Source organism: Citrobacter sp. wls717 (genome assembly GCF_005280955.1).
GTDB classification, from domain to species: Bacteria; Pseudomonadota; Gammaproteobacteria; order Enterobacterales; family Enterobacteriaceae; genus Citrobacter; species Citrobacter werkmanii.
Map to the genome: position 1 here is coordinate 55,735 of NZ_SZWW01000033.1, position 26,364 is coordinate 82,098.

Annotated in this window: 24 protein-coding genes; 6 read left to right on the forward strand and 18 right to left on the reverse strand. The window is 53.3% G+C overall.

Features of this window, described 5'->3' with window-relative positions; translation table 11 throughout:
• Position 1: 1 nt before the first annotated feature.
• The 11 genes from rffA to trxA form a co-directional block, all read right to left on the reverse strand.
• The gene (gene rffA / locus FDX09_RS17940; protein WP_069325091.1) at positions 2 to 1,132 is read right to left on the reverse strand and encodes a dTDP-4-amino-4,6-dideoxygalactose transaminase; all 1,131 of its coding nucleotides are present in this window, start codon (positions 1,130 to 1,132) and stop codon (positions 2 to 4) included.
• 4 nt (positions 1,133 to 1,136) lie between these two features.
• Complete coding sequence (rffC, locus tag FDX09_RS17945) at positions 1,137 to 1,814, reverse strand: dTDP-4-amino-4,6-dideoxy-D-galactose acyltransferase (RefSeq protein ID WP_038634550.1); 678 nt, start codon at positions 1,812 to 1,814, stop codon at positions 1,137 to 1,139.
• A complete protein-coding gene (gene rfbA, locus FDX09_RS17950; protein WP_038634554.1) occupies positions 1,792 to 2,673 on the reverse strand; it encodes a glucose-1-phosphate thymidylyltransferase RfbA in 882 nt (293 codons plus the stop codon). Before rfbA ends, rffC begins: the two co-directional genes overlap by 23 nt.
• Before the next feature lie 33 nt (positions 2,674 to 2,706).
• Positions 2,707 to 3,774 (reverse strand): dTDP-glucose 4,6-dehydratase, encoded by a 1,068-nt coding sequence (gene rffG / locus FDX09_RS17955; RefSeq protein WP_137347642.1) that lies wholly within the window; start codon positions 3,772 to 3,774, stop codon positions 2,707 to 2,709.
• Complete coding sequence (gene wecC / locus FDX09_RS17960; RefSeq protein WP_137347643.1) at positions 3,774 to 5,036, reverse strand: UDP-N-acetyl-D-mannosamine dehydrogenase; 1,263 nt, start codon at positions 5,034 to 5,036, stop codon at positions 3,774 to 3,776. Before wecC ends, rffG begins: the two co-directional genes overlap by 1 nt.
• On the reverse strand, positions 5,033 to 6,163 hold the full coding sequence (wecB, locus tag FDX09_RS17965) for a UDP-N-acetylglucosamine 2-epimerase (non-hydrolyzing) (RefSeq protein ID WP_085049769.1): 1,131 nt from the start codon (positions 6,161 to 6,163) through the stop codon (positions 5,033 to 5,035). Before wecB ends, wecC begins: the two co-directional genes overlap by 4 nt.
• Positions 6,164 to 6,218: 55 nt before the next feature.
• A complete protein-coding gene (gene wzzE / locus FDX09_RS17970; RefSeq protein WP_085049768.1) occupies positions 6,219 to 7,265 on the reverse strand; it encodes an ECA polysaccharide chain length modulation protein in 1,047 nt (348 codons plus the stop codon).
• A gap of 12 nt (positions 7,266 to 7,277) precedes the next feature.
• Complete coding sequence (wecA, locus tag FDX09_RS17975) at positions 7,278 to 8,381, reverse strand: UDP-N-acetylglucosamine--undecaprenyl-phosphate N-acetylglucosaminephosphotransferase (RefSeq protein WP_085049767.1); 1,104 nt, start codon at positions 8,379 to 8,381, stop codon at positions 7,278 to 7,280.
• A 229-nt stretch (positions 8,382 to 8,610) separates the two neighbouring features.
• Positions 8,611 to 9,870: a transcription termination factor Rho gene (gene rho, locus FDX09_RS17980; RefSeq protein WP_002437993.1), complete on the reverse strand. Its 1,260-nt coding sequence runs from the start codon at positions 9,868 to 9,870 to the stop codon at positions 8,611 to 8,613.
• A gap of 78 nt (positions 9,871 to 9,948) precedes the next feature.
• Entirely contained in the window at positions 9,949 to 10,050 is a 102-nt protein-coding gene (locus FDX09_RS17985; protein ID WP_110496374.1) for a rho operon leader peptide, read from the reverse strand.
• Between the two features lie 158 nt (positions 10,051 to 10,208).
• Positions 10,209 to 10,538 (reverse strand): thioredoxin TrxA, encoded by a 330-nt coding sequence (trxA, locus tag FDX09_RS17990; protein WP_001280776.1) that lies wholly within the window; start codon positions 10,536 to 10,538, stop codon positions 10,209 to 10,211.
• Positions 10,539 to 10,669: 131 nt separating this feature from the next.
• On the opposite strand from trxA, the gene rhlB reads away from it, so the two are divergent.
• Both rhlB and gppA read left to right on the forward strand, forming a co-directional pair.
• On the forward strand, positions 10,670 to 11,938 hold the full coding sequence (rhlB, locus tag FDX09_RS17995) for an ATP-dependent RNA helicase RhlB (RefSeq protein ID WP_003829013.1): 1,269 nt from the start codon (positions 10,670 to 10,672) through the stop codon (positions 11,936 to 11,938).
• A gap of 136 nt (positions 11,939 to 12,074) precedes the next feature.
• Positions 12,075 to 13,556 carry a guanosine-5'-triphosphate,3'-diphosphate diphosphatase gene (gene gppA, locus FDX09_RS18000; protein WP_038634581.1) on the forward strand — a complete coding sequence of 494 codons (1,482 nt, stop codon included), beginning with the start codon at positions 12,075 to 12,077 and terminating at the stop codon, positions 13,554 to 13,556.
• Between the two features lie 37 nt (positions 13,557 to 13,593).
• Here the strand turns inward: gppA and rep are convergent, their stop codons facing one another.
• The 4 genes from rep to FDX09_RS18020 all read right to left on the reverse strand — a co-directional run bounded on the left by rep (position 13,594) and on the right by FDX09_RS18020 (position 17,929).
• Positions 13,594 to 15,618 (reverse strand): DNA helicase Rep, encoded by a 2,025-nt coding sequence (rep, locus tag FDX09_RS18005; protein ID WP_137347644.1) that lies wholly within the window; start codon positions 15,616 to 15,618, stop codon positions 13,594 to 13,596.
• A 103-nt stretch (positions 15,619 to 15,721) separates the two neighbouring features.
• Positions 15,722 to 16,450, reverse strand: a complete 729-nt coding sequence (gene pnuC, locus FDX09_RS18010; RefSeq protein WP_087856747.1) for a nicotinamide riboside transporter PnuC — start codon at positions 16,448 to 16,450, stop codon at positions 15,722 to 15,724.
• On the reverse strand, positions 16,450 to 17,199 hold the full coding sequence (locus FDX09_RS18015; protein WP_170973249.1) for a nucleoside phosphorylase: 750 nt from the start codon (positions 17,197 to 17,199) through the stop codon (positions 16,450 to 16,452). Before FDX09_RS18015 ends, pnuC begins: the two co-directional genes overlap by 1 nt.
• A 25-nt stretch (positions 17,200 to 17,224) precedes the next feature.
• Positions 17,225 to 17,929: a Crp/Fnr family transcriptional regulator gene (locus FDX09_RS18020; protein ID WP_137347645.1), complete on the reverse strand. Its 705-nt coding sequence runs from the start codon at positions 17,927 to 17,929 to the stop codon at positions 17,225 to 17,227.
• 194 nt (positions 17,930 to 18,123) lie between these two features.
• Between FDX09_RS18020 and ppiC (FDX09_RS18025) the strand changes: the two genes are divergently transcribed.
• Together ppiC (FDX09_RS18025) and ppiC (FDX09_RS18030) are read left to right on the forward strand one after the other, a co-directional pair.
• Positions 18,124 to 18,405, forward strand: a complete 282-nt coding sequence (ppiC, locus tag FDX09_RS18025) for a peptidylprolyl isomerase PpiC (RefSeq protein WP_038634595.1) — start codon at positions 18,124 to 18,126, stop codon at positions 18,403 to 18,405.
• Between the two features lie 49 nt (positions 18,406 to 18,454).
• Positions 18,455 to 18,736, forward strand: coding sequence for a peptidylprolyl isomerase PpiC (ppiC, locus tag FDX09_RS18030; protein WP_003017999.1), 282 nt, complete (start codon positions 18,455 to 18,457; stop codon positions 18,734 to 18,736).
• Positions 18,737 to 18,867: 131 nt separating this feature from the next.
• On the opposite strand, the gene ilvC is transcribed toward ppiC (FDX09_RS18030), so the two are convergent.
• Positions 18,868 to 20,343 (reverse strand): ketol-acid reductoisomerase, encoded by a 1,476-nt coding sequence (gene ilvC, locus FDX09_RS18035; RefSeq protein ID WP_069325102.1) that lies wholly within the window; start codon positions 20,341 to 20,343, stop codon positions 18,868 to 18,870.
• A gap of 277 nt (positions 20,344 to 20,620) precedes the next feature.
• Here ilvC and ilvY point away from each other — a divergent pair, with 277 nt between their 5' ends.
• Positions 20,621 to 21,523, forward strand: coding sequence for an HTH-type transcriptional activator IlvY (gene ilvY / locus FDX09_RS18040; RefSeq protein WP_038634600.1), 903 nt, complete (start codon positions 20,621 to 20,623; stop codon positions 21,521 to 21,523).
• A 175-nt stretch (positions 21,524 to 21,698) separates the two neighbouring features.
• Complete coding sequence (fabV, locus tag FDX09_RS18045; RefSeq protein WP_038634603.1) at positions 21,699 to 22,892, forward strand: enoyl-ACP reductase FabV; 1,194 nt, start codon at positions 21,699 to 21,701, stop codon at positions 22,890 to 22,892.
• A 62-nt stretch (positions 22,893 to 22,954) separates the two neighbouring features.
• On the opposite strand, the gene ilvA is transcribed toward fabV, so the two are convergent.
• Positions 22,955 to 24,499: a threonine ammonia-lyase, biosynthetic gene (gene ilvA / locus FDX09_RS18050; RefSeq protein ID WP_038642902.1), complete on the reverse strand. Its 1,545-nt coding sequence runs from the start codon at positions 24,497 to 24,499 to the stop codon at positions 22,955 to 22,957.
• A gap of 5 nt (positions 24,500 to 24,504) precedes the next feature.
• Entirely contained in the window at positions 24,505 to 26,355 is a 1,851-nt protein-coding gene (gene ilvD / locus FDX09_RS18055; protein WP_137347646.1) for a dihydroxy-acid dehydratase, read from the reverse strand.
• Positions 26,356 to 26,364 lie beyond the last annotated feature (9 nt).

Genomic DNA, 26,364 nt, shown 5'->3' on the forward strand with positions numbered 1-26,364 from the left:
ATCAGGAGAAGTAATTGAGTAAGGTCGAAATTACCGTTCGCTGGTTAACCGGTGACAGGTTATAGAACAGCGGTAAACGCAGCAGACGCTCGCTCTCTTTGGTGGTGTAACGATCAACACCGGCAAACTCGCCAAATTTATCGCCAGCCGGGCAATCATGCAGCGGAATATAGTGGAACACCGCCATAATTTCGGCTTCTTTGAGGAAATTAATCAACGCGGTGCGATCGTCGATATCGCGCAGCTTGATATAAAACATATGGGCATTCTGCACGCAGTTTTCCGGGACAGCAGGCAGCTCAATACGTCCGGCACGCGCCAGCGGTTCGAGGGCATCATAGTAATTCTGCCACAGCGCCAGACGCTGCTGGTTAATACGGTCGGCCGCTTCCAGTTGCGCCCACAAATAGGCAGCCTGCAGATCGGACATCAGATAGCTGGAGCCGATATCGCGCCAGGTATACTTATCTACCTGGCCACGGAAAAATTGACTACGGTTTGTCCCTTTTTCACGAATAATCTCGGCACGTTCGACTAATTTTTTATCATTGATCAGCGTCGCGCCGCCTTCACCGCCTGCGGTATAGTTTTTAGTCTCATGGAAGCTAAAGCAGCCGATGTGACCAATTGTCCCCAGCGCCCGGCCTTTGTAGGTCGACATCACGCCCTGAGCCGCATCTTCGACCACATACAGGTTATGTTTGCTGGCCAGCGCCATAATGGTATCCATTTCGCAGGCCACGCCCGCGTAATGTACCGGCACAATAGCGCGGGTTTTGTCGGTGATCGCCGCTTCAATCAGCGTTTCGTCAATGTTCATGGTATCCGGACGGATATCAACAAAGACGATTTTCGCCCCGCGTAAAACGAATGCGTTAGCCGTGGAGACAAATGTGTAGCTCGGCATGATGATTTCATCGCCGGGCTGAATGTCCAACAGCAATGCCGCCATCTCAAGCGATGCGGTACAAGATGGCGTCAACAGAACTTTCTCGCTGCCAAAATGCTGCTCCAGCCACTGCTGACAGCGACGGGTAAAGCCGCCGTCGCCACACAGTTTGCCGCTGTTCATCGCAGACTGCATGTAATCGAGTTCAGTTCCCACCACCGGCGGTGCATTAAATGGAATCATCGTGTCACCTGTATAACCAATACGCGGTGCTTTCCACATTCGCACCACTGTGTATGTAACGTTTAAGCGCGGCGGTGTTACCCATTTGGGTTGCCACGCGCAATATTGTTTTACCGCGGGCCTGCGCCCAGCAAAGCGCAGCCAGCATTAGTTCTTCACCCGCACCACGCCCAGCCAGTAGGCCTATTCGCGCCTCGGTCGCATTCAGTTCGCGCAGCGAGACATAACCACGAATTTCACCTGTCGGCGTGCGTAAAACGAGGCATTGATGATCGAACGTCCCCAGCACCGCATTTTCAATCCACTGCGCATAAAAACGCGAACTGGCATCTGCGGCATACCACGGGGCGCGAAAACGGCTTTGCGCGAATGCCTGTTCTGCCAGGCAGCGTAATGCCGGGATATCCGTAGTTTGCGCGATCTGCGCGTCAGAGTTGCCGCTGGCACACGTCACGGGCAGTACAAAATCCACTTCGCCTTCGACCAGTGAGAAACCCAACCGCTGCAAGGCATCCAATTCATGGGTATTTGCGGCAGCAATTTTTGCCTGTACCCGCGACCAGGGACGTAACGCATCCACCGTCAGAACCGGCGCGTGTTGGTCAAAACGTATAATGGCGCTATTCACGCCAAAAAACGTATTTTCCCAGCTAAGCGGCTCAATACTGGCGCGGACGAGCACGGAGCAGCTCCAGCAAATATTGGCCATAGCCCGTTTTAGCCAGCGAGCTGGCGGCACGTTTCACGCCTTCATCATCCAGCCAACCGTTACGCCAGGCGATCTCTTCCAGACAGGCTATTTTAAAACCCTGACGTTTTTCTACCGTCTGCACAAAAGTACTCGCTTCGATCAGACTGTCATGCGTACCGGTATCCAGCCAGGCAAAGCCACGTCCAAGCAATTCCACCGTCAGATGCCCATCATCAAGATACATCTGGTTGATCGACGTAATCTCCAGTTCTCCACGCTCAGAAGGTTTCACGCGTTTTGCGTATTCCACCACTTTACTGTCATAGAAATAGAGCCCTGTTACCGCCCAGTTAGATTTCGGTGCTTTCGGCTTCTCTTCCAGAGAGATAGCGCGAAAATTGTCGTCAAACTCCACAACACCAAAACGTTCAGGATCCATGACCTGGTAACCAAACACCGTCGCACCTTCTGTGCGGGCGGCTACATGACGTAGTTTTGGACTGAAGCCCTGACCAAAGAAGATATTATCCCCTAATACCAGACATGATGGTTCACCGTTAAGGAACGTTTCACCAATGATAAATGCCTGCGCTAATCCATCCGGGCTGGGTTGCTCGGCATAGTGCAATTCAATGCCGAACTCAGAGCCATCGCCTAACAAACGCTGGAAATAACCTTTATCTTCCGGCGTGGTAATAATCAGAATTTCGCGAATCCCCGCCAGCATTAGCACTGATAGCGGGTAGTAAATCATCGGCTTATCGTAAATGGGCAATAGCTGCTTCGATACGCCACGCGTAATGGGATACAGGCGAGTACCTGAACCGCCCGCCAGAATGATACCTTTCATGCGTTGTCTCCTCCGGGAGCCAAAACCAGGCTGTTAGCCCTTCAGACCTAAACGTTCACCCTGATAGCTGCCATCCTGCACGGGTTTCCACCATGCCTGATTATCCAGATACCACTGCACGGTTTTGCGCATTCCGCTTTCAAACGTTTCCTGCGGTATCCAGCCTAATTCACGCGCAATTTTCGACGCGTCAATGGCATACCGCACATCATGACCCGGGCGATCGTCAACAAAAGTGATCAAGTCTCGGTACTGTGCAATGCCTTGTGGTTTTTGCGGCGCCAGCTCTTCCAACAGGCTGCAAACCGTTTCGACAACGTCCAGGTTTTTACGCTCATTGTGACCACCAATATTATAGGTTTCCCCAATCGCGCCCGTTGTCGCCACGCAATAGAGCGCCCTGGCATGATCTTCTACATACAACCAGTCGCGGATCTGTTGCCCATTGCCGTATACCGGCAGCGGTTTCCCAGCCAATGCGTTGAGGATCATCAGCGGGATGAGTTTTTCCGGGAAATGGTAGGGGCCATAGTTGTTAGAGCAGTTGGTAATGAGCGTTGGCAGGCCATAGGTTCGCAACCACGCGCGTACCAGATGATCGCTGCTGGCTTTCGACGCGGAATAAGGGCTACTCGGCGCATAAGGCGTGCTTTCAGTAAAGAAATCATCTGTCGAATGGAGATCGCCATACACCTCATCAGTTGAGATATGGTGGAAGCGAAACGCCGATTTTTTCTCGCTGGCCAATGCACTCCAGTAAGCGCGTGCCGCTTCCAACAGCGTGTAGGTGCCCACAATGTTGGTTTCGATAAAAGCAGCCGGACCATCAATAGAGCGATCGACATGGCTTTCTGCCGCCAGATGCATCACGCAGTCTGGCTGGTAGTGTTGAAACACTTTGTCGAGCGATGCCCGATCGCAGATATCCACTTTCTCAAAGGCAAAACGGTCATTCTGTGCAACCGGCGTCAGCGACATCAGGTTTCCGGCATAGGTCAGCTTATCGACCACAACCACCGCATCCTGGGTCTCTTGAATAATATGCCGTACAACCGCCGAGCCGATAAACCCCGCGCCACCGGTAACCAGAATTCGTTTCATTAGCGCCAGACCCCTTTGGTATCAACGATGTACTGCTGAAGAACCGCATCGCCTTTAATGGCTTTAAATTCATTATGGTCGACCAGCATGACCAGCACATCGGCGCTTGCCAGCGCATCGTCCAATGTCGCCAGTTGGCAAATGCCGTCCAGTTTTTTCGGCAGTTGATGGATATTCGGTTCCACCACCAGCATTTCACCTTTGTGCCAATGCGCGATACTCTGCGCAATTCCCATCGCCGGGCTTTCACGTAAATCATCAATATTCGGTTTAAAAGCCAAACCAAAGCAGGCGATTTTCACTTCACTGGCCCGTTTGTTGGTATCTGCCAGACAGTCGGCCACAGCGGCTTTTACCCGCTCGACGACCCAATGAGGCTTACCATCATTAACTTCGCGTGCGGTACGGATCAGTTTCGCCTGCTGCGGGTTCTGCGCCACGATAAACCACGGATCGACCGCGATACAGTGTCCACCAACGCCAGGTCCTGGTTGCAGAATATTGACTCGCGGATGACGGTTTGCCAGGCGAATCAGTTCCCAGACGTTAATCCCCTGATCGGCGCAAATTAGCGATAATTCATTCGCAAAGGCGATATTAACGTCGCGGAAGCTATTCTCAGTCAGCTTGCACATTTCCGCGGTGCGGGCGTTGGTCACGACACATTCGCCCTCAAGGAAGATGTTATACAACTCACTGGCACGCGCGGAGCAGACGGCGGTCATCCCGCCGATCACGCGGTCGTTTTTAATCAGTTCGACCATGACCTGGCCTGGCAGCACGCGCTCCGGACAATACGCAATATTCACATCGGCCTGTTCACCGACCTGCTGCGGGAAAGTCAGATCAGGCCGCATTTCTGCAAGCCATGCGGCCATCTGTTCAGTTGCCCCGACAGGTGACGTCGATTCAAGTATCACCAACGCGCCTTTTTTCAGCACTGGCGCAAGAGACTTCGCCGCAGCTTCAACGTAGACCATATCGGGTTCATGCTCTCCCTTGAACGGGGTAGGCACAGCAATCAGATACGCATCAGCGTCTACGGGAGTAGTGGTTGCACGAAGAAATCCGTTTTCGACCGCCGTTTTCACCACAGCGGCCAGATCGGGCTCAACAATGTGAATTTCGCCGCGATTAATGGTATCCACTGCATGTTGATTTACATCTACGCCAATTACATGTTTTTGACGGGAAGCAAAGGCAGCCGCCGTTGGCAGTCCGATATAACCCAGCCCAATGACAGAAATGGTCGTAAAACTCATAGCGATACCCGATTATTTTTTAACGCGTGTAAAATGCGGCCACACGCCAGCCCGTCACCATATGGGTTATGGGCACGGCTCATGGTCTGATATTCATTGTCGTCATGCAGCAAACGCGTGACTTCTTCTACAATACGCTGTGGGTCAGTCCCCACCAGGCGTACAGTGCCTGCGGTAATAGCTTCAGGCCGTTCCGTTGTTTCACGCATCACCAGCACCGGTTTCCCCAGGGATGGGGCTTCTTCCTGAATCCCGCCGGAATCGGTCAGGATCAGCCAGGCGTGATTCATCAGCCAGACAAACGGCATGTAGTCCTGCGGTTCAATCAGAATCACGTTTTCAACGTGCCCCAGGATGCGGTTGACCGGCTCGCTGACGTTAGGATTCAGGTGTACCGGATAGACAATCTGCACATTCTGATTAGCCGCAGCAATTTCCGCCAGCGCGTGGCAAATGTTTTCAAAGCCGCGACCGAAGCTTTCCCGACGATGACCGGTCACCAGGATCATCTTTTTATTAGCGTCGAGGAAAGGGTAATGTTCGGCCAGTTCAGCCCGCAATGCATCACTCGCCAGTACGCGGTCGCGTACCCAGATCAACGCATCAATAACCGTATTGCCCGTGACGAAAATACGATTATCAGGAATAGCTTCCCGTAACAAATTCTGCCGCGAGTTTTCTGTCGGCGCAAAATGATACATAGCCAGACGCCCGGTAAGCGTACGGTTCGCCTCTTCCGGCCAGGGAGAGTAAAGATCGCCAGTACGTAAACCCGCCTCTACATGCCCCACCGGGATGCGCTGATAGAACGCAGCCAAACTGGTAGCAATAGTGGTCGTGGTATCACCGTGCACCAGCACCACATCAGGTTTGAAATCAGCCAGAATTGGCTTTAACCCTTCAAGGATTCGGCAGGTAATTTCTGTTAGCCCCTGACCTGGCTGCATAATATTGAGATCGTAGTCAGGTACTATGGAAAAGAGGTTCAACACCTGATCGAGCATCTCCCGATGCTGCGCTGTGACGCAAACTTTTGCCTCAAAATCAGGATCTTTTGCCAACGCATGAACCAGAGGTGCCATTTTTATAGCCTCCGGTCGCGTGCCAAATACAGTCAGTACTTTCACATCGATTCTCTTCGGATTGGCAGTAAGGGCCCAGCCCCTCACTGCAACGGTATTGCTAAATCGCGCGGCGACGGGTTAACGCGACGCCAGCACCAATCAGAGCTCCAACAATGCCCCACATAATCATCAGGAAGGCACGGCGAGGGCTGTCACGTTTTACTGGCTCTTCCGGCGTACGCAGATAACGATAGGTCTGAAAACGCGGATCCAGAGTTGGCCCAACGTTCAGTGTGTTCAGCATGGCTCGGTTTTGGAAGTAGTCCAGATCGAAGTCCGGACCAACAGACTGCAAGTTTTCAAGTCGCGCCTGCAGCATAGGACGTCCAAGTAAGAACAGTTCAGAATCCGGCAACTCATCAGCAGGAACATCAGTGGAGGTACGCGAAATGTTATGCTGTTCGGCAATTTTGAGTGCCTGCTCAATGTTGTGAACACGGCGGGAGAATAGTGATTTCGCCACTTCTTCCTGGCGTTTAACCTGCGCCTTCATCTGCACAGTGCGTGCAGCCCAGGCCCCTTTTAACTCTTCGTTCAGATGATGCGCCGCGCGCTGACTGGCAAAGGCGACGTACTGACGCAGTAGATTGTTGGCATCAGGAGCCGTCTCCGCAATCAGCTTCACACTGTCATTGGTATTACGTAACGCATCGCCAGGCATAAACTGGATGTTACCAATCAGTTCATCCAGCATCGCCGCATCGGCTTTACTGTTACCTACCATACGCTGCTTATAGTAATCAGTCTGCTGCCAGAATTCACGACGCGTATCCCAGGAGGCGAGCTGCATGATGAATTCTTTATAGGCTTCGTCCATTACCGACGGCTGGTCCGCAGATGCGAGGCTGGCCTTAATATCCAGGTTACGCAAAAACTGCTGTTGAGAGTAGTAACCGCCCAACATATTAACCGTTGGCTTGTCTGAAATCGCCGTAGCACTCCACTCCTGACGAGCAAAGAACGTATAGGCAAGAGCGACTATCGCAAAGGCAAGCGCGATACCAATAATCCACACTTTCCCTGCCCATAAGGCACGAAACAACCCACGGATATCCAGTTCATTTTCTGCGCTCACGGCGTGTTCCCCCGGTAATGGTTGTGTCATCGCATCCTCAATTCACTTGGTTAAGTTTGGTTTGCCTTCGCGGTGCCTTCGCAGCCTGCGCTTAACACGCTTAATAAATCTCGCCACCTTCCATGCCCGCTTAATACAGTAACCGTAAAGACCGAATGCCAGTAAAAAGAGCACCAACATGGCCCATTCAGGGACTAAACGAAAATATTCAGCCAGTACGCCGATAGAGGCCAGAATCGCTGCAGCCAGCGTGATCAGAACAAATGCCTGTCGGGAAGTAAACCCTGCGCGCATCACTAAATGATGAATATGCTGGCGATCTGCAGAGAAAGGACTCATGCCTTTACGTAAACGACGATACATAATCGCCACCATATCCATTAACGGAATGGCGATAATCCACAGTGCAGTGACCGGGCTAATAGGGTGTGTTGCACCTTGTGTGGTCTCCAGCAGGATCCAAATGACTGTAAAGCCAATCAGCGTACTCCCCGCATCGCCCATAAAGACTTTATAGCGGCGTCCAAGAATGCCCAGATTCAGCATGATGTAAGGCAGGATGGCGGCAATCATGGCAAAACACCAGATAGCCAGGCTTGTCTGACCATCGAACCACAGGATAAACCCCATCGCGGCGAATGAGACGCTGGATAGCCCGCCTAACAAGCCATCAATACCATCAACCATATTAAAGGCGTTAATCGCCGCCCAGACGGCAAAAAGGGTGAGAAAATAACCAAAGGGACCCAACAACAACTCCCACGGGCCAAAAATATACCCCAGGCTACTTAGGTAAAGCTCACCTTTTACCATCATCACAATAGCAATCGCCGCCTGAACGACTGCCCGAATTTTTACGCTGATATCAAAACGATCGTCAAGCGCGCCAACAAACACCAGCACACTTGCACAAAAGAGGTATAACGAGGCATGGGGAATGTAATAATCCGAAAGACCAAACATAAAATTGATCCCTGCAAACACAGAAATCCCGCCCACTAAAGGAATAATCCCTTGGTGACGTTTGCGGAAGTTTGGCTTATCCACTAAACCTATTTTTATGGCTACTTTTCGCGCCAAAAAAATAAAAATGGTTGTGAATAAAAAAATACTAACTAGCTCAGAGAAAGCAGCGAGTAGATTCACAGTGTATGTGTTCTCAGCATATATCATTTCCTTAAAGTATAATGCGTTAAGACGCCCCCTTGAAGAGAGCAGCTAAAACATTACACTTCCTACCTCTTGTAGGTCATGCCGCACATTGTGACAATCCATGACGCCGATAATATTGACAATTTTATCTGACCAAACATTAGGATGAATCGTAAAAGCAAAACGCCACGTAAAAACGTGGCGTTTTCAGATGATGCCAGAATCAGGAACGCTTCATCATATCGAAGAAGTCGTCGTTGGTCTTGGTCATCGCCAGCTTATTAATGAGGAATTCCATCGCGTCGATTTCACCCATCGGATGGATAATTTTGCGCAGGATCCACATTTTCTGCAGCTCTTCCTGAGTGGTGAGCAGCTCTTCTTTACGGGTACCGGAACGGTTGTAGTCGATAGCCGGGAAGACGCGTTTTTCAGCAATCTTACGAGAGAGGTGCAGTTCCATGTTGCCGGTACCTTTAAACTCTTCGTAGATAACTTCATCCATTTTAGAGCCGGTATCGATCAGCGCAGTCGCGATGATGGTCAGGCTGCCGCCCTCTTCCACGTTACGCGCAGCACCGAAGAAACGTTTCGGACGGTGCAGGGCGTTAGCGTCCACACCACCAGTCAGAACTTTACCGGAAGCCGGAACTACGGTGTTATAAGCACGCGCCAGACGGGTGATGGAGTCAAGCAGAATAATAACGTCTTTCTTGTGTTCAACCAGACGCTTCGCCTTCTCGATGACCATTTCCGCAACCTGAACGTGACGGGAGGCGGGTTCGTCAAAAGTAGACGCAACAACTTCACCTTTCACCAGACGCTGCATCTCGGTTACTTCTTCCGGACGTTCGTCAATCAGCAGCACCATCAGCACACAGTCTGGATGATTGTAAGCAATGCTCTGCGCGATGTTCTGCAGCAGCATGGTTTTACCCGCTTTCGGCGGAGCAACGATCAGACCGCGCTGACCACGACCGATCGGCGATGCCAGATCCAGTACGCGCGCCGTTAAGTCTTCAGTAGAACCATTACCACGTTCCATACGCAGACGAGAGTTTGCGTGCAGCGGGGTTAAGTTCTCAAAGAGGATTTTGTTACGGGCGTTTTCTGGTTTGTCGTAGTTAACTTCGTTAACTTTCAACAGCGCAAAGTAGCGTTCACCTTCTTTCGGCGGGCGAATCTTACCAGAAATGGTATCACCAGTGCGGAGGTTGAAACGGCGGATTTGGCTGGGAGAAACGTAGATGTCATCAGGACCGGCGAGGTAGGAGCTGTCTGCAGAGCGGAGGAAACCAAATCCGTCCTGCAATATCTCCAGCACACCGTCACCAAAGATATCCTCGCCACTCTTTGCGTGCTGCTTCAGGATGGCAAAAATAATGTCCTGCTTGCGCATACGAGCCAGGTTTTCAAGGCCCATATTTTCGCCGAGAGTGATCAGCTCAGAAACCGGCGTATTCTTTAATTCGGTAAGATTCATAATGGTGTGAGTTCTTAAACTTGGGGTAAATCTCGAACTTAATGTTGTGAATGGTATGGCAGGGTCATCCATGCCTGTTTACGGCCATCGACTCATGTCTGTTCGCTGTCTGGTCACAGGAAAGTACGCAGAACTGAAACGACAAGACGGATTGAGTGATAAGGCCCTGAATCTGTCCACTTCTCGCGCGAGAAACTACGGGAAGTATGGGATATAACCAGATTCAAACTTAATAAGGTATGTTTAATACGAAGTCAACACTAACTTAGCACGACTCAAGTCGGGCGTCCAGTCATCCGAATCAATTCGAAGTATGGTCGCCCGATCATGAGACTTCCTTACGCCAAATTCGCGTCGAGGAATTCTTTCAACTGACCTTTGGACAGTGCGCCGACTTTAGTCGCCGCTACTTCGCCGTTTTTAAACAACAGCAGGGTCGGGATACCACGAATACCATACTTCGGCGCGGTGCCTGGGTTTTGGTCAATGTTCAGTTTAGCAACCGTCAGTTTGCCCTGATATTCGTCAGCGATTTCATCCAGAATCGGAGCGATCATTTTGCACGGACCGCACCACTCTGCCCAGAAATCAACAAGGATCGCTCCGTCCGCTTTGAGTACATCCGTGTCAAAACTGTCGTCAGTCAGGTGAATAATTTTATCGCTCATATATAACTCCACAGGAATAAGCCTGGCGTGTTGGTGTAGGCTGTTGGTGTAGCATTAACCAACTAAAGGTTGACTTTATTTCACCGGATACGCTTTCGTAAAGCAATAGTAAGCTGATATTCTACCACACTATGAGCAAAACACATTTAACAGAACAGAAGTTTTCCGACTTCGCCCTGCACCCAAAGGTGATAGAAGCCCTTGAAAATAAAGGGTTTCATAACTGCACGCCCATTCAGGCCCTCGCGCTGCCGCTAACGCTGGCAGGTCGTGATGTTGCAGGGCAGGCGCAAACCGGTACCGGAAAAACGATGGCGTTCCTGACGTCAACGTTTCATTATCTTCTCTCTCATCCCGCGATTGCCGATCGCAAGGTGAACCAACCGCGTGCGTTAATTATGGCGCCAACGCGTGAGTTAGCCGTGCAAATCCACGCTGATGCCGAGCCGCTGGCACAGACCACCGGTCTGAAATTAGGCCTGGCTTATGGCGGCGACGGTTACGACAAACAGCTGAAAGTGCTGGAAAGCGGCGTCGATATTCTTATCGGCACCACCGGTCGTCTCATTGACTATGCAAAGCAGAACCACATTAACCTGGGCGCGATTCAGGTCGTGGTGCTGGATGAAGCCGATCGTATGTACGATCTGGGCTTTATTAAAGATATCCGTTGGCTGTTCCGTCGTATGCCGCCAACCACCCAACGTCTGAACATGCTGTTTTCTGCAACCCTCTCTTATCGCGTCCGCGAACTGGCGTTCGAACAAATGAATAACGCTGAGTATGTGGAAGTCGAACCAGAGCAGAAGACAGGTCACCGCATTAAAGAAGAACTCTTCTATCCTTCCAACGAAGAAAAAATGCGTTTATTGCAAACGCTGATTGAAGAAGAGTGGCCAGATCGCGCCATCGTCTTTGCTAACACCAAGCATCGTTGTGAAGATATCTGGGGCAGCCTCGCTGCGGATGGTCATCGCGTCGGCCTGTTGACCGGTGACGTGGCGCAGAAAAAACGCCTGCGTATCCTGGATGAGTTCACCCGTGGCGATCTCGACATTCTCGTTGCGACTGACGTGGCCGCGCGTGGCCTGCATATCCCAGCCGTAACGCACGTCTTTAACTATGACCTGCCGGATGACTGTGAAGATTACGTTCACCGTATCGGTCGTACAGGTCGTGCTGGCGCAAGCGGTCACTCTATCAGCCTGGCCTGCGAAGAATACGCGCTGAATTTACCTGCAATCGAGACCTATATCGGCCACTCGATTCCGGTCAGCAAGTACAACCCGGATGCGCTAATGACCGATCTGCCGAAGCCGCTGCGCCTGACGCGCCCGCGCACAGGTAATGGCCCACGTCGTACCGGTGGCGCTCCGCGTAATCGTCGTCGTTCAGGTTAAGAAAAGTTATGCCATACACAAAATCATTCAGCCTTTATCAAGGCGGCAAGAAAACGAATCCCGATGAGCTTAATAAAGTAAGTGATTCGGGTGAGAGAACGCAGCCAACACAGATACAGGTTGAAGGATGAAGTGTATGAACTCTACCTCGTTGTATGCGGCAATCGATCTCGGCTCCAATAGTTTTCATATGCTGGTCGTACGCGAGGTGGCGGGAAGCATCCAGACGCTCACGCGTATTAAACGCAAAGTGCGTCTGGCCGCTGGACTCAATAGCGACTACGTTCTCTCCGCAGAGGCGATGGAGCGCGGTTGGCAATGTTTGCGCCTGTTTGCTGAACGCCTGCAGGATATTCCTCAACCGCAAATCCGCGTGGTTGCCACGGCAACATTACGCATCGCCGTAAATGCCGATGAGTTTATCGCTAAAGCGCAAGATATCCTCGGCTGTCCTGTCCAGGTCATTAGCGGCGAAGAAGAAGCACGACTGATTTATCAGGGTGTTGCCCACACTACCGGCGGGGCCGATCAGCGTCTGGTCGTTGATATTGGCGGCGCCAGCACTGAACTGGTTACCGGCTCCGGCGCACAAACGACTTCCTTGTTTAGCCTGTCAATGGGCTGCGTCACCTGGCTCGAACGGTATTTTACCGATCGTAATCTGGCGCAGGAAAACTTCGACCAGGCCGAGCAGGCTGCGCGCGAAGTGCTGCGTCCGGTCGCTGACAAACTGCGTTTTCATGGCTGGAAAGTCTGCGTTGGTGCTTCTGGTACCGTCCAGGCGTTGCAGGAAATCATGATGGCGCAAGGCATGGATGAGCGTATCACGCTGGCGAAACTTCAGCAGCTAAAGCAGCGAGCCATTCATTGTGGCCGTCTGGAAGAGCTGGAAATTGAAGGCTTAACGCTGGAACGTGCGCTGGTTTTCCCCAGCGGGCTGGCGATCCTGATTGCCATTTTCACCGAACTGAATATTCAGTGCATGACCCTTGCTGGCGGCGCATTACGCGAAGGGCTGGTCTATGGCATGCTACATCTGGCGGTGGATCAGGATATTCGCAGCCGCACGTTACGTAATATTCAGCGTCGATTCATGGTCGATACAGAGCAAGCGCATCGTGTTGCCATGTTAGCAACGAAATTCCTCGATCAAGTCGAAAATAAGTGGCATCTGGAAGCAATTAGCCGCGAACTGCTGATTAGCGCCTGCCAACTGCATGAAATTGGGTTGAGCGTTGATTTTAAACAGGCACCACAGCATGCGGCTTATCTGGTGCGCAATCTCGATCTTCCAGGTTTTACGCCGGCGCAGAAAAAACTGTTAGCCACGTTGTTACTCAACCAGACCAATCCGGTCGATCTCTCTTCGCTCCATCAGCAAAACGCCGTGCCACCGCGCATCGCGGAGCACCTTTGCCGTTTGCTGCGTCTGGCGATTATTTTCGCCAGCCGTCGCCGCGATGATTTGGTGCCGGAAATTCAGCTGGATGCAAGAGATGAGCACTTGACGGTCATACTGCCTGAAGGCTGGCTGGAACATCACCCGCTAGGTAAAGAGCTCATCGATCAGGAAAGCGAGTGGCAAAGCTATGTCCACTGGCCGCTGGAAGTACGTTAATCGTTGATTTGCCGGAAGGCGCTTGCGCTTATCCGGCCTACGGCTTCGCTTTCGCCTTTGCCATCATCGCCCGAATATTGGCAATACTGGCCTGCCCTTTTTGCATCCGTTCCTCAGCGCTTACCACTTTACGCTCCTGTTCCCAGATAACGTCATCCTGTGGCAGTTCTAACAGGAAACGGCTCGGTTCCGGGCGTACCAGCTCACCGTACTGACGGCGTTCTTTGCACAGGGTAAAGATGAGCTCTTTCTGTGCGCGGGTAATCCCTACGTAAGCCAGACGACGCTCTTCATCGATATTGTCTTCATCAATGCTGCTCTGGTGCGGCAAAAATCCCTCTTCCATTCCCACCATAAACACGTACGGAAACTCCAGCCCTTTCGAAGCATGCAGCGTCATCAACTGCACCTGATCCAGTTCTTCTTCGCTCTCTCCGCGCTCCATCATGTCACGCAGGGTAAAACGAGTAACCACCTGGGTCAGGGTCATTGGCTCTTCCAGCTCGCTGCCTTCCAGCATCTCTGTCATCCAGCTAAATAGCGTGTTGACGTTCTTCATGCGCATTTCTGCCGCTTTCGGACTCGGCGAGGTTTCATACAGCCAGGACTCGTAATCAATGCCGTGGATAAGATCGCGCACGGCCGCAACGGGCTCACGCTCTGCCTGGCGCTGAATTTCACCCAACCAGTGCGTAAAACGGGTCAGTGAATCATATCCGCGTCCGGTCAGCGTCGAGCTCAGGCCCATGTCAAAACTGGCGGTAAACAGGCTTTTATTACGCGTCATCGCCCATTCACCCAATTTCTGCAGCGTCGCCGGGCCAATCTCGCGCTTCGGCGTATTAACGATGCGCAGGAACGCGCTGTCGTCATCCGGGTTGCTGAGTACGCGTAGATAGGCCAGCAAGTCTTTAATCTCCGGACGAGAGAAGAACGAGGTACCGCCGGAAATTTTGTACGGGATGCGGTTCTGCATCAGGAATTTTTCAAACACCCGCGACTGATGGTTGCCGCGATACAGAATCGCATAGTCCTTATACTGCGTCTTATTGACGAAGTGATGGGCGATCAGTTCACCGGTGACGCGCTCCGCTTCATGCTCTTCGTTATTGGCGCTCAATACCTTAAGCTCCGCACCATAGCCCAGCTCAGAAAAGAGTCGCTTTTCAAACACATGCGGGTTATTAGCGATGAGAATATTCGCCGCCTTGAGAATGCGCCCGGAGGAGCGGTAGTTCTGCTCCAGTTTAACCACCTGCAAGTCCGGGAAGTCTTTGCTCAGCAGCACCAGGTTCTGCGGACGCGCGCCGCGCCAGGAGTAGATCGACTGATCGTCATCGCCCACGACGGTGAAGCGTGCCCGTTTCCCCACCAGCAACTTCACCAGCTCGTACTGACTGGTGTTGGTATCCTGATATTCATCCACCAGCAGATAGCGGATTTTATTCTGCCAGCGCTCGCGCACTTCTTCATTGCGCTGAAGCAGCAGCGTCGGGAGCAGGATCAGATCGTCAAAATCGAGAACGTTACACGCCTTCATATGGGCGTCATACAAACCGTAGCAGTGGGCAAAAATACGATCGCGTTCGCCCTTCGCGCTGGCTGCCGCCTGCGTCGGGGTCATCAGATCGTTTTTCCAGTTGGAGATCGTCGAGATCAGCTGTTGGAGAATAAGCTTATCGTCTTCAATTAGCCCTTCGGTCAGTTCCTTAAGCAGGGCCACCTGGTCGGTATCGTCAAACAGCGAGAAGTTCGACTTCATCCCCAGCGCCGCATATTCGCGCTTAATGACATCCAGTCCCAGTGTGTGGAAAGTTGAGATCATCAACCCGCGTGCTTCTTTACGCCCCAGCGTTTGCGCCACGCGCTCTTTCATCTCGCGCGCAGCCTTATTGGTAAAGGTTACGGCCGCAATATGTCGTGCCTGGTAGCCACACTCACGAATCAGATGCGCGATTTTATTGGTGATAACACGCGTCTTACCGGAACCAGCTCCCGCCAGCACCAGGCAAGGTCCGGTGACGAATTCGACGGCTTGTTGTTGTCCGGGGTTCAAACGCATAGAGGATTGCTCAATCTGTAAACACGGGGAGGTGGATTGTAGCAGAAAGAGGGGGAGAAAGAGTAACTGGCTACCTCTGCGGGTAGCCAGAAAATCGGGTCAATCAGGAAACCGTCGCGGCAAGCGGTGTATAGCCATTTCGCTGCGCACTTTTGATCCAGCCGTACGCTCCCATGACAGCAATCGCAGTCAGGATGACATACTCAAGCGACATGGCGTAAACGCCCTGCACCGCGTATATAACCACGCTAATAACATCGATAAGTACCCATAGCAGCCAGTTTTCAACATATTTACGCGTCATCAGTACCATGGCCGCAATCGACAATACCAGCATGGTGGAATCCCAGAACGGGAAGGCATCGGGCTGGAGGTCAGGCATAGCGACCTGCATACCAAATGTTTGCAGCAGGGCAATCATGATGCGGGTGAGCGCCGAAAACACCGGGTCGATAAACAGCGTCATCAGAACTATCGCCACCGCGCATACGCCGCCCAGTACCAGGGTTTGCTGGCGGGAAAGCCAACGTACTTTGAGCGCAGCTTCCTGCGCCTCGTTTTGCCGGCTCCACGCATACCAGCCGTAAATGTTAGCGGCGAAGAAAAACACCTGCAGCAGCAGGCTGGCATAGAGCTGAATCTGGAAGAAAATTGCGGCAAACAGTGTGACGTTAATCAAGCCAAACAGGTAATTGATGATTTTTTCCCGGCTGGCACACCAGATACATAACAGACCAAATACGGTACCAATGGCTTCAATCCACGATAGCGCATACCCGCCTTCGCCGAGAGGAATGTTGACCATCACATTGTTAATGCTAAAAAAGTCCATCACTGACCTCCTGACTGGCTGACGGAATAAATGGCGCGGAGCGCCAGGGCAATTTGCCGTTCTTCACCCTGCTGGCACAACGCGTCCTGCTGGACATAATCATTGATGCTGCTATCCAGACAACCGTTGTGGGCAACCACCACGTTGAGTAATGACGCCGTACGTAACCCTCGCAGCGCGCCGATAGTCATCAGAGCGGCGCTCTCCATATCCGCGCCCAGAACGCCGAGCGCCGACCACTGCGCATCCAGTTCTGCTTCCCGATCGGTATAAAAACTGTCGTGACTACGCACCAGGCCGCACACGGCGGGGATATTCATCTGGCGCGCCTGCACCATCAGTTCCCAGGTTAACTGCGGGTCGGTGCAGGCCGGATAGCCCGTTGGCGCATAGGTACGGCTGGTCCCGTCATCCGTTACTGCGGCATGGGCGATAATCACGTCACCGAGCGCAAGATTATCCTGCAACGCCCCACAGCTACCGATACGAATCAGGGTTGTTATGCCGATCTGGCGCAGTTCTTCAATGGCAATCGCCGTAGACGGCCCGCCGATCCCGGTAGAGAGCACCAAAATCTCGACGTCCTGATACCAACCTCGCGCAGCGCGAAACTCCCGGTTTTGACCAAGCTGTTCTGGGTTATCAAGAAAATTGACGATGCGGTCCACCCGCAACGGATCGCCCGGCAGCAGCGCATAGCGTGCGCCGGTCATCTCCTTGCTTAACTGGATATGGGGTTGCAGCGACATTCTCGCGCCTCCTTCACTCTTGCGGTTATCCGATATCAGCCTCCTGCTTTAACTTTTCAGGGACTAACAACACAATGCTTTCACCATCGGTATCAATAATCTGTAACGCTTTCAGATCATGTAAAATACGATTAATACTACGGGTCGTCGCCGCCAGCTCCTCGCTGAGGTTTAGCTTATCCAGCAAGATTGCGTTGGTGCCATCTTGTTGATAACGCAGCCATAACGCCTGACATACTCGCTGATGCAGCGAGTAAAGATTGTCGCTGCTGGCCTTTTTTGACAGCTGATAATATTGCTGACTAAAGAAGCGCAGCATCCGCTGGTTAAAATGGTTATCTAAGGCCAGCCAGCGGCAAAAATATTCCTGCGACAAACTCAGGAGCTGCACATGCCCTACCGCCACCACCGAACAGATGTAATGACGTGACTCAAAGATCTCGAGCTCACCCAGCATGTCGCTTTTCCGGTAGCGGGCCTGACGATAACGACGTCCATCTTCAGCCTCATAGAACACATCCACTTCGCCAGCAATAATCAGCGAAAAGCGCTGACATATTTCCCCCTGCCGGCAAATAAAGTCTCCACGCGGGATCTCTTCAAAGCGCCATTGCTGCATGATTTCCAGAGGGCAATATTTCAGTAATTCATAAAGCTGTGGATCGCGAACAATATCACTAAGCCCGGAAAGCCAGCCGACTGAAAATTCAGGTTTTTTCATTGTATCCATGTTATCTCGCTCCACAGCGGTAGGGACAGGACGGCTGTCCGTGACAAGAAGGAACAGGACAGATAAAAATGTCGCTCATCTCTCGCTTCCATACATCAGGCGAGACATCTGTCCCGTGATGGCGAAGAGTATATGTTCACGGCGAAGGCGGATGATAAAGTAACGAGATATCTTTGAGACATGAGAACAAAATAATGGCTAAGAGCGCGGCAGCCCTGCACATCCTGGTAAAAGAAGAAAAACTTGCTCTGGAGATCCTGAGCAAGCTGGATCGCGGTATTAGCTTCGATCACCTGGCAAAACGCTACTCTCGCTGCCCATCCGGGCGCAACGGCGGCGATTTGGGTGAGTTCAAACAGGGGATGATGGTCGGGCCATTTGATGCCGCCGTGTTTAGCTGCCCACTGCTTAAACCTTACGGGCCGGTCAAAACCAAATTCGGCTATCACATCATCAAGGTGCTGTATCGCCGATAAGCCATGCTAAAATCGCCAGCCTTATATATTCCCTTTTGAAGGCACGATCATGGCAAAAACAGCAGCAGCAGTGCATATCCTTGTAAAAGAAGAGAAACTGGCACTGGATCTTCTGGAGCAGATTAAAAACGGCGCCGACTTCGGCAAGCTGGCGAAGAAGCATTCCATCTGCCCATCGGGCAAACGCGGTGGCGATTTAGGTGAATTCCGTCAGGGCCAGATGGTGCCGGCGTTCGACAAAGTGGTCTTCTCCTGCCCGGTGCTGGAGCCAACCGGCCCGCTGCACACTCAGTTCGGTTACCACATCATTAAAGTGCTGTACCGCAACTAATAAAAAGCCCGGTGTTTAAACACCGGGCTTTTTTATCGGATGGCGATACGCTTATCCAGCCTACATAATGGTCACTTTATTGTAGGCCGGATAAGGCGTTCACGCCGCCATCCGGCGATTCCAGAAGCCTCTTATCCAGCTACTGCAATGCGCTTCATATCAGTCATGTAGCCACGCAGTTTCTGGCCTACTTTCTCGATAGCATGACCGCGAATTGCGTCGTTCACGTCGCGCAGCTGCGCGTTGTCTACCGCGCCTTCGGCAATCGCTTTGCCCAGATCGCCGGTCTGCAGCGTGGTCATGAACTCTTTCAGCAGCGGTACGCAAGCGTAAGAGAACAGGTAGTTACCGTATTCTGCGGTATCGGAGATAACGACGTTCATTTCATACAGGCGCTTACGGGCGATGGTGTTGGCAATCAGCGGCAGTTCGTGCAGTGATTCGTAGTAAGCAGATTCTTCGATGATGCCGGAATCGACCATGGTTTCGAACGCCAGCTCAACGCCCGCTTTCACCATCGCAATCATCAGCACGCCTTTATCGAAGTACTCCTGCTCGCCGATTTTACCTTCATACTGCGGCGCGGTTTCGAACGCGGTTTTGCCGGTCTCTTCACGCCAGGTCAGCAGTTTCTTATCGTCGTTGGCCCAGTCAGCCATCATGCCGGAAGAGAATTCGCCGGAGATGATGTCGTCCATGTGTTTCTGGAACAGCGGCGCCATGATCTCTTTCAGCTGTTCAGACAGCGCGTAAGCACGCAGTTTCGCCGGGTTAGACAGACGGTCCATCATCAGGGTGATACCACCCTGCTTCAGCGCTTCGGTGATGGTTTCCCAGCCGAACTGAATCAGTTTTTCGGCGTAAGCCGGGTCGGTGCCTTCTGCCACCAGCTTGTCGAAGCACAGCAGAGAACCGGCCTGCAGCATGCCGCACAGGATGGTCTGCTCGCCCATCAGGTCAGATTTCACTTCCGCCACGAAGGAAGATTCCAGTACGCCCGCACGGTGACCGCCGGTGGCCGCAGCCCAGGCTTTAGCAATCGCCATACCTTCGCCTTTCGGATCGTTTTCCGGGTGAACGGCGATCAGCGTCGGAACACCGAAACCACGTTTGTACTCTTCGCGCACTTCGGTACCCGGACACTTCGGCGCCACCATCACTACGGTGATGTCTTTACGGATCTGCTCGCCCACTTCGACGATGTTGAAGCCGTGAGAGTAGCCCAGCGCCGCGCCGTCTTTCATCAGCGGCTGTACGGAACGCACCACGTCAGAGTGCTGTTTGTCCGGCGTCAGGTTAACCACCAGGTCAGCCTGCGGGATCAGCTCTTCATAAGTACCCACTTTAAAACCGTTTTCGGTCGCTTTACGCCAGGAAGCACGCTTCTCAGCAATGGCTTCTTTACGCAGGGCATAAGAAATATCCAGACCGGAGTCACGCATGTTCAGGCCCTGGTTGAGACCCTGAGCGCCACAGCCGACGATGACCACTTTTTTACCCTGAAGGTAGCTCGCGCCGTCGGCGAATTCGTCGCGGCCCATAAAGCGGCATTTACCCAGCTGCGCCAGCTGCTGGCGCAGATTCAGTGTATTAAAGTAGTTAGCCATGATGGTGTACTCCGTGATGTTGTGTGTCGTTACTCTATGGATTTCGAGTTACAGGAAGGCGGCAAGGCAGCGAATCCCCAGGAGCTTACTCAAGTAAGTGACTGGGGTGAGCTGACGCAGCCAACGCATCTGCAACTTGAAAGACGACGAGTATATTGTTCGGGTCGCGTTTCAGCGAGAATGTACCCACATTACAACAGGAAATTTATTGCGGAAATTGATATATTCACAACGTCATGTTGCAATTTCTGCAATGTAAAGCCGTGAGGTGAAATCGGTGGATTTACGCGATCTGAAAACCTTCCTGCATCTGGCGGAAAGCCGCCACTTTGGCCGCAGCGCGCGGGCGATGCACGTCAGCCCCTCCACGCTCTCCCGGCAAATTCAGCGGCTGGAAGAGGACCTCGGTCAGGCGCTGTTTGTGCGTGATAACCGCACGGTCACGCTGACCGAAGCAGGGGAAGAACTGCGGGTATTTGCCCAGCAAACGTTGTTGCAGTATCAGCAACTGCGCCACACCCTCGATCAGCAGGGGCCATCACTTTCTGGTGAACTGCACATTTTCTGTTCGGTGACGGCGGCTTATAGCCATCTGCCGCCGATCCTCGATCGTTTTCGCGCCGAGCATCCCTCCGTCGAAATTAAGCTCACCACCGGCGACGCCGCCGACGCCATGGACAAAGTGGTCACCGGCGAGGCCGATCTGGCGATTGCCGGTAAGCCGGAAACGCTGCCCGGCGCGGTGGCGTTTTCCATGCTGGAGAATCTGGCGGTGGTGCTGATCGCCCCGGCGCTGCCCTGCCCGGTGCGCAATCAGGTTTCCGTCGATAAGCCCGACTGGTCAACCGTGCCGTTTATCATGGCCGACCAGGGGCCGGTGCGCCGTCGCATTGAGCTGTGGTTCCGTCGCCACAAAATCAGTAACCCGCAGATTTACGCCACCGTCGGCGGCCATGAGGCGATGGTCTCGATGGTAGCGCTAGGCTGCGGCGTGGCGCTGCTGCCGGAAGTTGTGCTGGAAAACAGCCCGGAGCCGGTGCGCAATCGCGTGATGATTTTAGAGCGCAGCGACGAAAAAACGCCGTTTGAACTGGGCGTCTGCGCGCCGAAAAAGCGGCTGCATGAGCCGCTGATCGATGCCTTCTGGAAGATTGTGCTGGAGCGTAAAATCGCCGAGTAGCGTCAGCGTCTGGCCTAAAATCAGTGGTAGATTCAGTATTGGCACTCCTTTTCTGTATAATGTCCCGTGCCATAATAGATGTGGGGGGCTTGTTAACCATGTCGTTAAGCAAGCCAGAACAGACGGTGTCATTGCGCACTTGACAGCGAAAATACAAACTTAATTAGCCATCATTATGATAATCAAACCAAAAATTCGTGGATTCATCTGTACAACGACCCATCCGACTGGCTGCAAAGTCAATGTGGAAAAACAGATCGAGTACGTTAAGCAAAACGGGAAAATTGAGAACGGTCCTTCCCGCGTGCTGGTGATCGGTGCTTCCACCGGTTACGGCCTGGCATCCAGAATTTCCGCCGCCTTTGGCAGCGGTGCCGCCACTATCGGCGTATTTTTTGAAAAACCGGGCACGGAAACCAAACCAGGTTCCGCGGGCTGGTATAACTCTGCCGCCTTCGATGAGGCTGCCAAACGTGAAGGTCTGTACTCCAAAAGCATCAACGGCGACGCGTTCTCTGACGAGTGCCGCGATGAAGTTATCAAACTGATCAAAGAAGATCTGGGCCAGATCGACCTGGTGGTTTACTCACTGGCGTCCCCGGTGCGTAAAATGCCGAAAACAGGCGAAATCGTTCGTTCTGCGCTGAAGCCGATCGGCGAGGTTTACACCTCTAAAGCGATTGATACCAACAAAGATCAGATCATCACCGCCAGCATTGAGCCGGCAACCGAAGAAGAAGTTCAGAACACCGTTACCGTCATGGGCGGCGAAGACTGGGAACTGTGGATGGGTGCGCTGAGCGAAGCAGGCGTGCTGGCTGACGGCGTGAAAACCGTGGCTTATTCCTACATCGGTACCGACCTGACCTGGCCAATCTACTGGCACGGCGCGCTGGGCAAAGCGAAAGAAGACCTCGACCGCGCGGCGGGTGAACTGCGTAAGCAGCTGGCACCGCTCAACGGTTCCGCTAACGTTGCCGTCCTGAAATCGGTTATCACGCAGGCATCTTCTGCTATTCCGGTGATGCCGCTGTACATCTCTATGGTCTTCAAGCTGATGAAAGAGCAAGGCATTCACGAAGGTTGCATCGAGCAGATCAACCGTCTGATGACCACCAGCCTATACGGCGATAAAGTGGCGCTGGATGACAATCAACGCATCCGTATGGATGACTGGGAACTGCGTGACGATATTCAGCAAGCCTGCCGCGACCTGTGGCCGCTGATCACCACCGAAAACCTGACGCAGGAAACTGACTATGCAGGTTACAAGCAGGAATTCCTGAACCTGTTCGGTTTTGCCCTCGACGGTGTGGATTACGATGCGGACGTGAACACCGAAGTTGAATTCGAAGTGATCACGCTGTAATTCTCTGATTCAGATGTAAAAAAGGGTTCATGTCTCCATGAACCCTTTTTTTATGGCCGCCGTTAGCCCGCCAGGAAGAAGCGGAACGCCGGGTTATTCGTCTCGTCGTGGCACTCATAGCCCAGTTCATTGAGCCGGGTTTCAAAGTCCGGTTCATTCTCGCCCAGTTCAAACGCCGCCAGTACACGGCCATAGTCGGTACCGTGGCTACGGTAGTGGAATAGCGAGATATTCCAGTGCGTTCCCAGGGTGTAGAGGAACTTCAGCAGCGCGCCCGGTGATTCCGGGAACTCAAAGCTATAAAGGCGCTCTTGCAACGGCTTAGAAGGACGGCCGCCGACCATATAGCGCACATGCAACTTGGCCATTTCATCATCTGACAGATCCACCACGCTGTAACCGCCGTCTTTGAGTAGGCTAAGGATTTCCTTGCGCTCCTCAACGCCACGGCTCAGCCGCACGCCCACGAAGATGCAGGCATCTTTGGCGTCAGCAAAGCGATAGTTGAACTCGGTCACCGAACGCCCGCCCAGCAGTTGGCAGAACTTCAGGAAGCTGCCCTTCTCTTCCGGAATCGTCACCGCCAGCAGCGCCTCGCGCTGTTCGCCCAGCTCGCAGCGTTCGGACACGTAGCGCAGACCATGGAAGTTCACATTAGCGCCGGACAGCACATGCGCCAGACGTTCGCCGCGAATATTGTGCTGGGCGATGTATTTCTTCATACCCGCCAGCGCCAGCGCCCCGGAAGGTTCCGCCACCGCGCGTACATCTTCAAACAGGTCTTTCATCGCCGCGCAGATAGCGTCGCTATCGACTGTGATAATGTCGTCGAGATACTCCTGGCACAGACGGAAGGTTTCATCGCCGATGCGTTTGACCGCCACACCTTCAGCAAAGAGACCTACGCGTGGCAGATCCACCGGATGACCGGCATCCAGCGCCGCTTTCAGGCAGGCTGAATCTTCGGCTTCGACGGCGATCACTTTGATCTGCGGCATCAGCTGTTTAATCAGCACCGCCACGCCCGCCGCTAATCCGCCACCACCCACCGGCACAAACACGCGGTCAAGGTGAGCATCCTGCTGAAGTAACTCCAGCGCCAGCGTGCCTTGCCCGGCAATCACCATCGGGTGATCAAATGGCGGCACCCAGGTAAAGCCCTGCTGCCGGGAAAGCTCAATCGCTTTGGCTTTGGCTTCATCAAAATTCGCGCCGTGCAGCAGAACTTCACCGCCGAAACCGCGAACGGCGTCGACTTTGATATCAGCAGTCGCCACCGGCATCACAATCAGCGCCTTCACGCCTAATCGCGCAGAGGAGAAAGCCACGCCCTGGGCATGATTACCGGCCGATGCGGTAATGACGCCATGGGCTTTTTGCTCTTCAGTCAGGCCTGCCATCATCGCGTAGGCCCCGCGCAGCTTGAAGCTGTGCACCGGCTGTCTGTCTTCGCGCTTGACCAGAATCACGTTATCGAGGCGCGAAGAGAGTTTTTCCATTTTTTGTAGCGGCGTTACCTGCGCCGCTTCGTATACCGGCGCACGCAGCACCGCTCTCAGATACTCGGCGCCCTCAGGGGCACCGGACAGGGGTTGTGAATCCGCCATGGTCATTAACCTCCCAGCTTCGATTTATCGCGCACCGCGCCTTTGTCGGCGCTGGTGGCCAGACTGGCATAGGCGCGAAGGGCAAAGGAGACCTGACGCTCACGGTTCTTCGGCGTCCACGCCTGATCGCCGCGGGCTTCCTGCGCTTCACGACGGGCGGCGATTTCCGCCTCGCTCAGTTGCAGTTGAATACCGCGATTCGGGATATCGATAGCAATCATATCGCCGTTTTCGATGATCGCGATGTTGCCGCCGCTGGCCGCTTCCGGAGAAACGTGGCCGATAGACAGGCCGGAGGTGCCGCCGGAGAAGCGGCCATCGGTGATCAGCGCACAGGCTTTACCGAGGCCCATCGATTTCAGGAAGGTGGTTGGATAGAGCATTTCCTGCATGCCCGGTCCGCCTTTCGGCCCTTCATAGCGAATCACCACCACGTCGCCTTCGACCACTTTACCGCCGAGGATAGCCTCAACCGCCTCGTCCTGGCTTTCGTAGACTTTCGCCGGGCCGGTAAATTTGAGAATACTGTCGTCAACACCTGCGGTTTTTACGATACAGCCATTTTCCGCGAAGTTGCCGTACAGCACCGCCAGACCGCCATCCTTGCTGTAAGCGTGCTCCAGCGAGCGGATACAGCCTTCGGCGCGATCGTCATCCAGCGTATCCCAACGGCAATCCTGCGAGAACGCCTGGGTGGTGCGAATGCCCGCCGGACCAGCGCGGAACATTTTTTTGACCGCCTCATCCTGGGTGACAGCGATGTCGTACTGCTCCAGCGTCTGCGGCAGAGAGAGACCAAGGACGTTTTTCACGTTGCGGTTCAGCAGCCCAGCACGATCCAGCTCACCTAAAATGCCCAAGACGCCGCCGGCGCGGTGAACGTCTTCCATATGGTATTTCTGCGTACTTGGCGCCACTTTACACAGCTGCGGCACTTTACGAGACAGCTTGTCGATATCACTCATGGTGAAGTCGATTTCCGCTTCCTGCGCCGCCGCCAGCAGATGCAGAACGGTGTTAGTGGAACCACCCATCGCGATATCCAGCGTCATGGCATTCTCAAACGCTGCTTTGCTGGCAATGTTGCGCGGCAGCGCGGAAGCATCATCCTGCTCGTAATAACGTTTGGTCAGCTCAACGATGCGTTGACCTGCGGTGAGGAACAGCTCTTTACGGTCGGCGTGAGTGGCCAATAGCGAGCCGTTGCCCGGTTGTGACAGGCCCAGCGCTTCGGTCAGACAGTTCATCGAGTTGGCGGTGAACATCCCGGAGCAGGAGCCGCAGGTCGGACAGGCGGAACGTTCAACCTGCTCGCTCTGCGAGTCGGAGACTTTCGGGTCTGCGCCCTGAATCATCGCGTCAACCAGGTCGAGCTTGATGATTTTGTCGGAAAGCTTGGTTTTCCCGGCTTCCATCGGACCGCCAGAGACGAAGATCACTGGAATATTAAGACGCAGCGAGGCCATTAACATACCGGGGGTGATTTTGTCGCAGTTGGAGATGCAGACCATCGCGTCGGCACAGTGGGCGTTAACCATGTACTCAACGGAGTCGGCGATCAGCTCGCGGGACGGCAGTGAATAAAGCATGCCCCCGTGGCCCATAGCGATACCGTCATCCACCGCGATGGTGTTGAACTCTTTCGCCACACCGCCTGAGGCTTCGATTTGTTCGGCAACCAGCTTACCGAGATCGCGCAGGTGTACGTGACCCGGCACGAACTGGGTAAAGGAGTTCACCACAGCGATAATCGGCTTGCCGAAGTCGGCGTCGGTCATCCCGGTGGCGCGCCACAGTGCGCGGGCACCCGCCATATTGCGGCCGTGGGTGGTGGTGGCAGAACGATACTTAGGCATGCTTGATTA